Source organism: Streptomyces sclerotialus (assembly GCF_040907265.1).
Taxonomy (GTDB): Bacteria; Actinomycetota; Actinomycetes; order Streptomycetales; family Streptomycetaceae; genus Streptomyces; species Streptomyces sclerotialus.
In genome coordinates this window covers 3,075,026-3,087,261 of record NZ_JBFOHP010000002.1, presented here as the reverse complement: position 1 = coordinate 3,087,261, position 12,236 = coordinate 3,075,026, and the positions used below count along the sequence as shown (strand labels likewise).

Here is a 12,236-nt window from a genome sequence, read left to right as displayed (position 1 = left end):
GGCGGACGGCGTTGGTCAGCAGCTCGGTGAGGACGAGAGCCGCCCGATCCTCCAGCGCGTACAGGCCCCACCCGGCCGGCGCCCTGCGGAGTTCGGCCCGCACCCGGGGCACGGAGCGAGCACTCCGGGGCCGGCGCCCCACGACGGCGTCCCGGCCGTACTGCGGCGCACCGGTCACCGGATGCGCTCCTGTGCGTACGGCGGAAGGGCGATCCGCAGGAGCGGCGCGAGGGCGCCACGGTGCGCGAATACGGCCTGGCATTCGCACAGTTTCAGGCTCATGCGTTGCCGCCCGATGTATCGGCAGACCCCATCCGCACCGTCCTGGAGGACGCCTACCATGACGCACGCCTACCGGCCCGACGTCAGCGCCGCCGCCTGGCGCAGGTCCAGTTACAGCAACACGCAGGGCGGTGAGTGCGTCGAGGTCGCTGACGGGTTCCCGGGCGTTGTTCCGGTACGGGACAGCAAGCGGCCGGACGGTCCGGTGCTGGTGTGCGGCGCGGAAGCGTGGCGGGCGTTCGTCGCGCGGTCGGCCGACCAGGGCATGTGCGTCGGCCCGCCCTCCCGGCAAGGGTAGGGCGGGCCGAGGCGCGTCAGAGCTGGTTACTTGTTCAGGTTCGGCGGGGGCGTGACCGGGTTGCTGGCCATCGACTGGGGGGAGAGGGGGTTCGCGAAAGCGGACGGGGCGGCGACGGAGGCTGTCGGGTCGGCGGCTTCGCCGTCCTCCGCCGGCAGCGGTTCGTTGCCGACGATGCGGATGCCGGCCGCGTCCAGGGCCTTCTTGATGCGCCAGCGCAGCTCGCGTTCGACGGCGAAGGACTTGCCGGGCATCGTCTTGGCGGAGACGGTGATCGTCATGGTGTCGAGGAGCACCTCGCTCAAGCCGAGGACCTCGACAGGCTCCCACAGGCGCTCGTTCCAGGGCTCGGACTTGGCCATCTCCTCGCCCGCCTCGGTGAGGATCTCCCGCACCCGGTCCAGGTCCTCGGTCGCGCGCACCTGCACGTCGACGGTGGCCGTCGCCCAGCCCTGGCTGAGGTTGCCGATCCGCTTGACCTCGCCGTTGCGGACGTACCAGATCTCGCCGTCGGCGCCGCGCAGCTTCGTGACCCGCAGGCCGACCTCGATGACCTCACCGGAGGCGACGCCCGCGTCGATGGTGTCGCCGACGCCGTACTGGTCCTCAAGGATCATGAAGACGCCGGAGAGGAAGTCCGTGACGAGGTTGCGCGCGCCGAAGCCGATCGCGACGCCCGCGACACCGGCGCTGGCCAGCAGCGGGGCGAGGTTGATCCGGAGCACGGAGAGGACCGTGAGGGCGGCCGTGCCCAGGATCACGAAGGACGCGACGCTGCGGAGCACCGAACCGATGGCCTCGGAGCGCTGACGGCGGCGCTCGGCGTTCACGAGCAGGCCGCCGAGCGGGTTGTTGCGGGCGCCCGTCGTCGAGCGGTTCATCCGCTCGACGAACTTGGTGATCGTACGGCGCACCAGCGACCGCAGGACCACTGCGATGACGACGATGAGGATGATGCGCAGTCCGGCGTCGAGCCAGCTCTGCCAGTTCTCCTGCACCCAGCCGGCCGCGTCGGTGGCCTTCTCCGTGGCCTCGGATATGGAGGACGGGTCCGGCGCCGGGGCGGCGACCGGAGTAGCGGACCAGTACACAGCAAGGACCTTCCGTATGGGACAGCAGACCCGGGCGGCGCGCGCCGCACATCGGGCAGACCAACCACACTAACGGGGCAACGCGGGCAGTCAGCGCCGCTGTTCGAGTAGCGCGGCCCGATTTGCTGGGCAGAAAAGGGGTGTGGTCGAAAACACCTCCGACCCGTTACCTGGTCATGGTGGCGCTCCGACCAGGCACCGGGGGACACTGTGGGGAGATCGTCCCGGCGCGAGCCACGCGCCGCCGGCGTACAAGGAGGCACCCGTGCCGCATGTCCTGGTCCTCAATGCGTCGTACGAGCCGCTCGGCGTCGTACCGCTCCGCCGCGCGCTCATCCTCGTCCTCAATGAGAAGGCCGTCAGCCTTGAGGATTCCGGCGCCCTGATGCACAGCGCGACCCGCGCGATGCCCGCGCCCAGCGTGGTCCGTCTCAAGCGGTTCGTGCGGGTGCCTTTTCGCGGTCCCGTTCCCCTGACCCGCCGTGCGCTGTTCGCGCGTGACGGCGGCCGGTGCATGTACTGCGGTGGCGTCGCAACCAGCGTCGACCACGTGATCCCGCGCAGCCGCGGGGGGCAGCACACCTGGGAGAACGTGGTGGCCGCCTGCCGCCGCTGCAACCACGTCAAGGCCGACCGGCACGTCGCCGAGATCGGGTGGCGGCTGCGGCATCAGCCCGCGCCGCCGTCCGGGCTCGCCTGGCGGATCATCGGCACCGGGCATAGGGACCCGCGCTGGCTGCCATATCTGCAGCCGTACGGCGCGGATGATGCGATGGCCCGGATCGACGCGGTTTCCGCGTAGATACGGGCCATTCGCGTTCCCGGGGCGCGGGCCGGCGTCCCGCCGTGGGGCTTCCGGCCGTCGGCCGGGTGCCCCGCCGCGCTGGTTGCTCGCGCAGTTCCCCGCGCCCCTCCAAGGGCGCGGGGAACTGCGCGACCAGCCATGATGTGGCGGCAGCCGGCCGCCGAGCGGTCAGTCCTGCGGCGGCTGGCCGTGGCCTTGGCCGGTCCTGCGGCCGTGATCGTCCTCGCGCCCGGGGGCGTCCGGGCGACGGCCGTCGTCCCGGCGGCCCGGATCGTCCCGGTGGCGGCCGTCGCCCCGGCGGGCCTGGTCGTCGGGGCGCCCGCCGTCCTCGACGGCGTACGCCGCCACGCTCCACAGCGAGTACCCGAAGCGCGTGGCGCGCTTGTCGCCCTGGATGCGGACGTGGCGGACGTCCTTCGCGTCCATGCGGACGGACTCCCGGCCGCCCTTGCCGTCGCGGACGGTGGCCGCCGTGCGCCAGGTGCGGCCGTCCGGCGAGACCTGGATGCGGTAGCGGGCGGCGTGGGCGTCCTGCCAGTGCAGGACCACCCGCCCGAGGCGGACCGGCCGGTCCAGGGTGAACTGGAGCCAGGCGTTGTCCTCCGCCGGGGACGACCAGCGGGTCTTCGGGTCGCCGTCGGTGGCCGCCGAGGCCGGGAAGTCGGCGGTCTCGTCGCCCGAGGAGACCGCCGCCGCGCCGCGGGCCAGGTCCTTGCCGCCGGCGGGCGGGAACGTACGTACGGTCAGGGTCCGTTCCTCGGCACCGAAGGTGACGGGAATCTCGTACGTGCCGGAGCGGGCGTCCTCCGGTACCCCGATCCGGATACGGGCGGTCGCGGTACCGCCGCGCGGCGCGGTGAGGCGGTCGGGAGCGTGCACGGTGAAGCCCTTGGGCGCCTTGACGTGCAGCCGGCCCGGGACGTCGGAGGGGCGGCGGGAGAAGACGTGCGCGTCGACGGCGACCGTGCCGCCGGTGTCGGCGTCCGCCTCCGTGCGGGAGAGCTCCAGGCCGGCCGGTGCCGTGTCGTCGAACCAGGGGGTGAGGGACTTCACCGAGGGGGCCGGGCCGTCCTCGCCCCAGTGCAGGCGGATCGCGTCCGCGCGCAGGCCGCGGGCCGCGGTCTGGGTCCAGCCGGAGGCGGAGAGCCGGCCGAGGCGCTGCCAGCCCTTGCCCGGGACGCGGGCCTCCACCGAGGCGCGCGCGGCGTCCGCCGACGGGTCGGTGAGCGCGGTGACCGCGGAGAGCTTGCGGGCGCGCGCGAACGGCACGGTCAGGGAAGTGGCGTGCGCGGCCTCGTGCGGGGCCGGGGCGTCGGAGGCGGCGCCGGTCCAGGCGTCGGACTCGCGCAGGGCACGGTCCAGGAACGGGCCGAGCACGCCCTTGCCGACCGTCGCCTTCCGCTCGCCGATGTCCTTGCGCAGCCGCTCGGCGGCGCGCTGGGCCCGCCATGCCGCCGCGCCGTCACCACGGGCCTGGGCGCGCAGCATGTCGACGGCCTGCACGCCGGCCCGCCCGTAGCGCGCCAGCTGCTCGGACCAGGGGCGTACCTCGGTGGCGAGGCCGCCGGTCAGATGGTCGGGGGCCTCGCTCATGGTGGTGAACGCGGAGCGGAGCGCGGCGGCGGCCTTGGCGTGACTCTCGTCGTCGGCCGCGTCGCCGCCGTTGATCGCGGCGGCGCGGGTCGCCCAGAAGCGGTCGATGAGCGGGCGGAGGTAGCCCGACTCGCCGGTGTGCAGGACGGAGGAGGAGTCGTTGCCCGCGAGGGCGTGCAGCGCGGCGCGGGTGCGGGCCCTGCGGTCGTCGGCGGCGGTGCCGTGCGCCGCGGCGGCCGGGCCGCCGGCGGGGGTGCCGGCACCGCCCGCCAGGTCGTCGGCGAGGTCGTCGACGGCCGCCTGCCAGGACTCCTGGGGGCGGTAGTCGCGGGGGTTCCAGGCGTAGTCGGCGGCGGTGAAGAGCGGGATGCGGGAGGCCGTGGGCTGGGCCATGGCGTTGGCCAGGAGGGCGGCGGAGCCGGTGGCGACGGCGGGCTCGCGCCCGGTGTACGGGCCGAGGAAGATCCGGTCCTGGGCGTAGTCGTTGACCGGGTAGTTGTCCATGGTGATCAGGCGGTGCCCGAACACCTCGCGGGTCCTGGCCAGTTCCGCGCCGGTGATGGTGCGGGGCACGACGCCGACGCCGGTCCAGGCCACCTCCACCCGGTCCGCGAGCGCGTCCGCCAGCGCCTCGCGGTAATCCGTCGAGCCGTCCTGGTAGTACTCCGTGGGCATCAGCGACAGGGGCGCGGATCCCGGGTGCCGCTCGGCGAGGTGGGCGGCGAGCGCGTTCGCCACCTCCGCCTGGGCGCGGGCCGCCGCCTCGGGGCCCGAGCCGAAGGCGTCCTGGTCGGCGTCGCAGTGCCACTCGCTGTAGCTGACGTCCTGGAACTGGAGCTGGAAGCTGCGGACGCCCAGCGCCCACATCGCGTCGACCTTGCGCTTCAGGGCCCGTACGTCCTCGGCGGAGGACATGCACAGGGACTGGCCGGGGGAGACGGCCCAGCCCAGCGTGACGTGGTTGGCGCGGGCCCGCTCGGCCAGCTCACGGAAGGCGGCGCGCTGCGCGGCGGGGTACGGGTCGCGCCAGCGGACCTGGCGGTAGGGGTCGTCGCCGGCCGCGTAGAGGTAGCGGTTCTGCTTCGTACGGCCCATGAAGTCGAGCTGGGCCAGGCGCTCGGACCGGGACCAGGGCTCGCCGAAGAAGCCCTCGGTCGTGCCGCGCACCGCGGTGCCCGGCCAGTCACGTACGGCGACGGAGGCCAGCCGGTGTCCGCCGGCCGCGTCCCGCGTGACGAGCTGCCGCAGGGTCTGCACGGCGTGGAAGAGCCCGTCCGGGCCCGTGCCCTCCATGGCGACGGTGGCGCGGCCCGCGACCTCGCCGACGGCCAGGCGGTAGCCGCCGGACGGCAGGTCCGTGCCGCGGGCCGGGGCGTGCAGGGCGCGCAGCGCGTCGGCCGCCCGCTGTCCGCCGACGAGGATCAGCGGCCCGTCGGAAGGCGGCGGCGCATCGGGGCGCGCCTCGTGGACCGTGCGCACCCCGGCGCCCCGCAGCAGCTTCAGGAGCGCCTCGACGGCGTACGGGTCGGTGCCCTCGGGACCGGCGACGGTGACCGCGGTGCCGAGCGGCACGGCCGTGCCGAGGGACCGCAGTGACTGGGGGCGGGGCCAGACGGCGGGCGGCTCACCGGCGTCCGCCGCCTGGTCGGGAGCGTCGACGGCGGGCTCCTCGGGGGCCGCCTGCGCGGCCGGTACGCCGCCGAGGAGTCCCCCTATGACGGCGGCGGCCAGTGCTGTCGTGCCTGCCACCCTGGCGCCGGACCCGGCGCCGTTCCGTTTCCTGGCGCCGACGCCACGGAATCGCACGGCTTCTCCTCGTCCCCGTCGTGTGCGGCCTTGCGGCGGACCGGCTCCGTGTGGTCGGTCGGCGGAGCGGCCGCTATTGGCTGTGAGCCCACCACTCGGGGGTCGAGGTGTCAACGATGGTAACCGAAGTGCCCTCGTTTGCCCTGAGTGACCGGCGGGACACGCGAGGAATGGCGGTTCGAGGGAAATACCGCAGAAGTTTCGCTATGATGTCCGTTTAGTCGGTATCTCCTGCGTGAGGGACCGGCCGCGCCGCTAAATCGTTCACCGGGGCGGGGGTGTGAGGTGGAGCACGTTTAGTGACCGGACACGTCTGCGGCGGCATGGATTGGGTAGGGCCCGGATGTCCTACTCTCGACGAACGGGAGGCCCTCGTGGCTCCGTCCGCTCAGCTTCTTCTCGACGCCCTCTCCAAACCGACCGAGCCGGATCTGCTGGCAGGGGTCTCCGACCCGGACTGCGGCTTGGACGGATGCGGCTCGTTCACCTTCTCCGAGCCTCCTTTGACCAGCGAGCCCCCGCTCGCCGACAGCACCCCCCTCACCAGCGAGACCCCGATCGCCGCCGAGCTGCCGCTCACCAGTGAGCCCGCCGCCGCCGGCTACGGCACGGAGTCCATGGAGGTCTGATGGGCCGAGCGCGGCTCGCCCGGCTGCACGGCGTCACCACGTCCTACGAGCCCGCGCCGGGCCGCACCGTCCATGTTCCCGAGGACACGGTCGTCGCCGTGCTCGCCGCACTGGGTGTCGACGCCTCCACGCCGCAAGCCGTGCGCACCGCGCTGGACGCGTACGAATACGGCCACGCCCGTGCCCTTCTCCCGCCCACCCTCGTCAGCCGCGAGGGCCGCCCGCCGGACCTGGCCGGGCTGCCCGGCGGCACCACGCTGCGCGTGGACACCGAGGACGGGCGGACGCTGGACTGGGGCCTGGTGCCCGGAGGGCAGGCGGCCCCGCTGCCGCCCGGCGTGCACGTCCTGCGTGCCTACGCCCCCGACGGCCAAGCCGCGCACTCCCACCTCGTCGTCGCGCCCGACCGGATGCCCGCCGTGTCCGGTCGCGGCCACGGCTTCATGGTCCAGCTCTACTCCCTGCTCTCCCGGCGCTCCTGGGGCATGGGCGACCTCGGCGACCTGGCCCGGCTGGCCGACTGGTCGGGACGGACGCTCGGCATGGACTTCGTGCAGCTCAACCCCTTGCACGCGGCCGTACCGGGACCGCCCACCGACCCCTCCCCGTACCGCCCCTCCTCGCGCCGCTTCCCCGACCCCGTACACCTGCGGATCGCGGACGTCCCCGAGTTCGCGCAGCTGTCCGGGCCGGCCCGGCGGCGCGTCGACGAACTGACCGGACGGGCCGCCGCCCTCCGCGACGCGGTGCTGGAGAACGGCGCGCTGATCGACCGGGACGCGGTCTGGGAGCTCAAGAAGGAGGCACTGGAACTGCTGCGGACGGTGCCGCTGAGCACCGCACGGCAGGCCGCCTACGCCGCCTTCCGCACCGCCCAGGGGCAGGACCTGGAGGACCACGCCACCTGGTACGCGCTGGCCGAGGCGCACGGCCCGGACTGGCGCGCCTGGCCCGACGGCCTGCGCGACCCCCGCTCCGCCCGTACGGAGCGGATGCGGCGCGCCCTGGCCGACCGCATCGACTTCCACCGCAGGGCCGCCTGGCTCACCGACGAACAGCTCGCGGCCGCGCAGCGCGCCGCGCGCGAGGCGGGCATGCGCACCGGCCTCGTCCACGACCTGGCCGTCGGCGTGCACCCCACGGGGGCCGACACCTGGGCCCGCCAGGACGCCTTCGCGGCCGGCATGTCCGTCGGCGCGCCGCCCGACGCCTTCAACTCCCGGGGCCAGGACTGGGGACTGCCGCCCTGGCGCCCCGACACGCTCGCGGAGACCGGGTACGCACCCTTCCGCGCGCTGCTGCGCGGCCTGCTGCGGCATGCGGGCGCGCTCCGCATCGACCATGTGATGGGCCTCTTCCGGCTGTGGTGGATCCCGGAGGGCCGGCCGCCCACGGAGGGCTGTTACGTCCGGTACGACGCCGAGGCGATGCTCTCCGTCCTGGCGCTGGAGGCCGCGCGGGCCGGCACCGCCGTCATCGGTGAGGACCTGGGAACGGTCGAGGACGGGGTGCGTGAGGCGCTGAGGGAGCGCGGCGTCCTCGGTACGTCCGTCCTGTGGTTCGAGCGCGACTGGACCGCCGAGGGGCAGCCGCCGCTGCCGCCGGAGAACTGGCGCGCCGACTGCCTGGCCACCGTCACCACGCACGACCTGCCGAGTACGGCGGGGCGGCTGACGGGCGAGCACACCGCGCTGCGGCACCGCATCGGCCTGCTGGACGGCTCCCTGGAGGCGGCGCAGGCGGCGGACGCTGCGGAGGTCGCCACCTGGCTGGAGTGGCTCGTCCGGCTGGGGCTGCTGCCGGAGGGCACGGCGACCGGTGACGCCGGGGCCGACGAGGCGGCCGCGGTCGCGGGGCTGCACCGCTTCCTGCTGCGGACCCCGGCGAAGATGGTCGGGGTGTGGCTGCCGGACGCGGTGGGTGACCGCCGGCCGCAGAATCTCCCCGGTACCTGGGACGAGTACCCGAACTGGCGGCTGCCGGTCGCCGCGCCGGACGGCCGGCCGATGACGCTCGAGGAGATCGTGGCGTCGCCGCGGCTGCGCGCGCTGATGTGCGAGTTCGAGGCCGTGCCGGAGCCGGAGGTCAGCCGTTAGGGCACCCCGAGCGCGCAGGGCGTTCGGGCGTCCGATACGTTGAGGTACGTGAGCAACAAGGTCAAGAACCACGCCCTGCGCGCCGGAACGATCACCGCCGGTACCGCGCTGCTGCTGCTGATGTCGTCCCCTGCTTTCGCGCTCACCCGCGACGACGGCGACGACCCGGGTCCGGGCCTGAGTGTCGTCGAGACGCTCGGCCTCTACGTCGCGCTGCCCATCGTCCTCTTCCTGGTCATCGCCGGCCTGGTCATGGTGGGCGACAAGTCCCGCAAGGCCGAGAAGAGCTGACCCCGGCCCTTCAAGCTCACCGGGCACCACAGACTGCAAGGCGCCGAACGGTTCGTACGGAACCGTTCGGCGCTTTTTTGCATGCTGCGGGGTCGTTTTGTGGACATTCACCCGATTGCGGTGGCGGGACGTCTTGACGGAGACCTAACCTACGATGCCGTAACCTACGGTTCCGTAAGGCTTTCTCCATGTCCCCAGGAGACCCCGTATGACCATCGCCCCCGCCCACCAAGACGGAGAGCGCGGCCAGACCGCCTGGAGTGACGCTCAACTCCTGTATGCGCTCGAAGAGGTCGTCGAGAAAGAGCTGAACCGGCATCTGAAGATCGCCAAGGAGTGGATGCCGCACGAGTACGTGCCCTGGAGCGACGGCCGGAACTTCGACGGTGTGATGGACGGTGAGCCGTGGGCGCCCGAGCAGTCCAAGGTCACCGACATAGGCCGTACGGCCCTGGTCGTGAACCTGCTCACCGAGGACAACCTGCCCAGCTACCACCACGAGATCGCCACCCTCTTCGGACGGGACGGCGCGTGGGGCACCTGGGTGCACCGCTGGACGGCCGAGGAGGGCCGGCACGGCATCGTGATGCGTGACTACCTGCTGACCAGCCGGGCCGTCGACCCGGTGCAGCTGGAACGCTTCCGCATGGCGCACATGTCGGAGGGCTTCGAGTCCGACAACAACCACAGCATGCTGCACTCCGTGGCGTACGTGGCCTTCCAGGAGCTGGCCACCCGCATCTCGCACCGGAACACCGGGCGGCACTCCGGCGACCCGGTCTGCGACCGGATGCTCGCCCGGATCGCCACGGACGAGAACCTCCACATGGTCTTCTACCGCAACCTCCTCGCCTCGGCCTTCGAGCTGGCCCCCGACCAGACCATGTGCGCCGTGCGCGACGTGGTGACCGGCTTCCGGATGCCGGGCCACGGCATGCCCGGCTTCGAGCGGGCCGCGGCCCGGATGGCGCTCGGCGGCATCTACAACCTGCGCATCCACCACGACGACGTGCTCCAGCCCGTACTGCGCTTCCTCAAGGTCATGGAGATCGGCGGGCTCGGCCCGGCGGGTCTGCGGGCGCAGGAGGAGCTGGGGCTCTTCATGGGCGGCCTGGACGACCAGGCGCGCAAGTTCGACGAGCGGCTCGCCGCCCGGGAGGCCCGCAAGGCGGCCCGGCAGGGCTGACCCCGCTTCCTTCGGACGCTTCCTTTCAGCTCAGCTGAAAGGAAGCGTCAAAAACATTCGATGGACCTGAGGAGTCCAGGACTGTCACGGTAGGTGCATTCCGCACCGACGAAGGGAAGCCGTGACAGTCCTGGACCAGGAGACAGCCGTACGGACCGGCAGCGAACCCCGCTCCGTACGCTCCGCCACCGCCCGCCGCGCCACCCTCACCGGCCTCGGCCTCGCGCTGACCGCGACCGTCGTCTGGGCCGGCAGCTTCGTCGCGACCCGGGCGCTGCACGACAGCGTGCCGCCCGTGCAGGCCGTCTTCTGGCGCTGGGTCATCGCGCTGCTCGCCGTGGCGCCCATGACGCTCCCGCAGGTGTGGCGGCAGCGCGCGGTCCTCCGCCGCCATCTGCGCTTCCTGGTGCCGGCCTCGCTGCTCGGCGTCGCCCTCTACAACACCCTGGTCCACCAGGCGGGACTGACCACCACGGCCGGTTCCATGGGGATGTTCATGGCGGCGTCGCCGACACTGATGGCGCTGTTCGGACGCTTCGGCCGGAGCGGCGAACGCATCGGCGCACGGCGCGCTACTGGCATGCTGATCGCGACGGCGGGCGTGCTCACCCTGATCGGCAAGGGCGACCCGACGGCCCTGTTCCGGCTGGAACTCAACGCCGGAAGCCTGTGGATGCTCGCGGCCATGGCCTGCTTCGCCGGATACAGCGTGCTGGTGCGCCACAAGCCGGCGGAGATCCCCGGCCCGGTCTTCCTGTGCGTGACCTTCCTCCTCGGCACGCTGATGCTGGCTCCCGCGTACGCCGTCAGCCTCGCCGTGCAGGGCGGCTTCACGCCCGGCACCGACACGGTCGGCCCGCTGCTGTACGTCGGGATCTTCTCCTCCGCGGTGGCCTTCTTCACCTGGAACAAGGCCATCGACCTGGTCGGCGCGGCCCGCGCGGGCGCCGTCTACTACCTCCAGCCCGTCTGCGTCGCCCTCTTCGCCCACCTCCTGCTCGGCGAGCGCACCGGACCGGTCCAGGTCCTCTGCATGGCGCTGATCCTCGGCGGCGTGGTGCTGGCCGCCGGCGTGCGCCGGAGAGCCGCGGGGTGACCGCATACGCTGCCCGCATGGCCGACTGGGACATCAAGAAGCTGCGGATCCTGCGCACCCTCGGTGAGCTGGGCACGGTGACCGCGACCGCCGAGGCGCTGCACATGACGCCCTCGGCGGTCTCGCAGCAGCTGACCGGGCTCGCCAAGCAGCTCGGGGTGACCCTGCTCCAGGCCCACGGCCGCCGGGTCCGCCTGACCGACGCGGCCCACCTGGTGCTCCGCCACGCCGACGCGGTCTTCGCGCAGCTGGAGCGGGCGGACGCGGAGCTGCTCGGCTACCTCCGGGGCGAGGCCGGTGAGGTGCAGGTCGGCGCGTTCTCCACGGCGATCCCGGCACTGGTGGTGCCCGCCGTCGAGCGGCTGCGCCGGACCCATGCGGGCCTGGTGGTCCGGGTACGGGAGGCCGAGGCGGCGGAGGCGTACGAGCTGCTGTCGGAGGGCAGCGTGGACCTCGCGCTCTCCCTGGCGGCCCACGCGCCCACGCCGCGCGACCCCAAGTTCGCCCGGTTCTCGCTGCTCGCCGATCCGCTGGACGTGGCGCTGCCGGCCGGCCATCCGCTCGCCGCCGAGCCGGGGCTCCGGCTGGCCGACCTGGCGGGCGAGCCATGGATCTTCGGGCGGAGCGGGCCCTGGTCCCAGATCACCACGACGGTCTGCGAGAACGCCGGATTCGTCCCGGAGCAGGCCCATGCGGCGGCCGACTGGGCGGCGATCCTGGCCATGGTCGCGGCCGGCATGGGCGTGGCGCTCGTACCGCGTATGGCGATGCGGCCGGAACGCGGCGGCGCGGGCGTCGCCGTCCGGGTCCTCCACGCCGACCAGCCCCGCCGCCACGTCGTCGCGGCGGTCCGCCGGGGGGCCGAGGACGCGCCGGGCATGGCCCGCGTACTGGCCGCCCTGCGACAGGTGGCGGCCGAACTGTCGGAGCAGTAGGCGGCCGTGCCGGCCCGGTGCACCTTTCATGTTTGCTTCACGTCTACTGCAGAAACTTTCGATAGACCTGCCCGAACGCCTCTGCGAAAGTCGATGGTGTGCGCACTCACCACGTGCAGTGAGCACAC

At 73.2% G+C, this 12,236-nt stretch carries 10 protein-coding genes; 8 read left to right on the top strand and 2 right to left on the bottom strand.

Annotated elements, in window-relative coordinates:
* Positions 1-340: 340 nt before the first annotated feature.
* On the top strand, positions 341-580 hold the full coding sequence (locus AAC944_RS13725; protein WP_051871763.1) for a DUF397 domain-containing protein: 240 nt from the start codon (positions 341-343) through the stop codon (positions 578-580).
* A 26-nt stretch (positions 581-606) separates the two neighbouring features.
* Here AAC944_RS13725 and AAC944_RS13720 read toward each other — a convergent pair whose 3' ends face one another.
* Positions 607-1,671: a mechanosensitive ion channel family protein gene (locus AAC944_RS13720; protein WP_030614929.1), complete on the bottom strand. Its 1,065-nt coding sequence runs from the start codon at positions 1,669-1,671 to the stop codon at positions 607-609.
* Between the two features lie 265 nt (positions 1,672-1,936).
* On the opposite strand from AAC944_RS13720, the gene AAC944_RS13715 reads away from it, so the two are divergent.
* On the top strand, positions 1,937-2,473 hold the full coding sequence (locus tag AAC944_RS13715; RefSeq protein WP_030614925.1) for an HNH endonuclease: 537 nt from the start codon (positions 1,937-1,939) through the stop codon (positions 2,471-2,473).
* Positions 2,474-2,644: 171 nt separating this feature from the next.
* On the opposite strand, the gene AAC944_RS13710 is transcribed toward AAC944_RS13715, so the two are convergent.
* The gene (locus tag AAC944_RS13710) at positions 2,645-5,818 is read right to left on the bottom strand and encodes a glycoside hydrolase family 84 protein (protein WP_078888568.1); all 3,174 of its coding nucleotides are present in this window, start codon (positions 5,816-5,818) and stop codon (positions 2,645-2,647) included.
* Between the two features lie 431 nt (positions 5,819-6,249).
* On the opposite strand from AAC944_RS13710, the gene AAC944_RS13705 reads away from it, so the two are divergent.
* The 6 genes from AAC944_RS13705 to AAC944_RS13680 all read left to right on the top strand — a co-directional run bounded on the left by AAC944_RS13705 (position 6,250) and on the right by AAC944_RS13680 (position 12,108).
* Positions 6,250-6,504: a hypothetical protein gene (locus AAC944_RS13705; RefSeq protein ID WP_030614919.1), complete on the top strand. Its 255-nt coding sequence runs from the start codon at positions 6,250-6,252 to the stop codon at positions 6,502-6,504.
* The gene (gene malQ / locus AAC944_RS13700) at positions 6,504-8,600 is read left to right on the top strand and encodes a 4-alpha-glucanotransferase (RefSeq protein ID WP_030614915.1); all 2,097 of its coding nucleotides are present in this window, start codon (positions 6,504-6,506) and stop codon (positions 8,598-8,600) included. The genes AAC944_RS13705 and malQ overlap by 1 nt, the downstream gene beginning before the upstream one ends.
* Before the next feature lie 48 nt (positions 8,601-8,648).
* Positions 8,649-8,891, top strand: coding sequence for a hypothetical protein (locus tag AAC944_RS13695; protein WP_030614913.1), 243 nt, complete (start codon positions 8,649-8,651; stop codon positions 8,889-8,891).
* A 208-nt stretch (positions 8,892-9,099) separates the two neighbouring features.
* Complete coding sequence (locus AAC944_RS13690; protein ID WP_030614910.1) at positions 9,100-10,077, top strand: acyl-ACP desaturase; 978 nt, start codon at positions 9,100-9,102, stop codon at positions 10,075-10,077.
* 121 nt (positions 10,078-10,198) lie between these two features.
* The gene (locus tag AAC944_RS13685; RefSeq protein WP_030614907.1) at positions 10,199-11,173 is read left to right on the top strand and encodes a DMT family transporter; all 975 of its coding nucleotides are present in this window, start codon (positions 10,199-10,201) and stop codon (positions 11,171-11,173) included.
* A 17-nt stretch (positions 11,174-11,190) separates the two neighbouring features.
* Positions 11,191-12,108 carry a LysR family transcriptional regulator gene (locus AAC944_RS13680; protein WP_030614904.1) on the top strand — a complete coding sequence of 306 codons (918 nt, stop codon included), beginning with the start codon at positions 11,191-11,193 and terminating at the stop codon, positions 12,106-12,108.
* Positions 12,109-12,236 lie beyond the last annotated feature (128 nt).

Coding starts and splice junctions, on each gene's coding strand:
- AAC944_RS13725 (WP_051871763.1), top strand. CDS start 341: ATGACGCACGCCTACCGGCCCGACGTCAGCGCCGCCGCCTGGCGCAGG.
- AAC944_RS13680 (WP_030614904.1), top strand. CDS start 11,191: ATGGCCGACTGGGACATCAAGAAGCTGCGGATCCTGCGCACCCTCGGT.
- malQ (WP_030614915.1), top strand. CDS start 6,504: ATGGGCCGAGCGCGGCTCGCCCGGCTGCACGGCGTCACCACGTCCTAC.
- AAC944_RS13690 (WP_030614910.1), top strand. CDS start 9,100: ATGACCATCGCCCCCGCCCACCAAGACGGAGAGCGCGGCCAGACCGCC.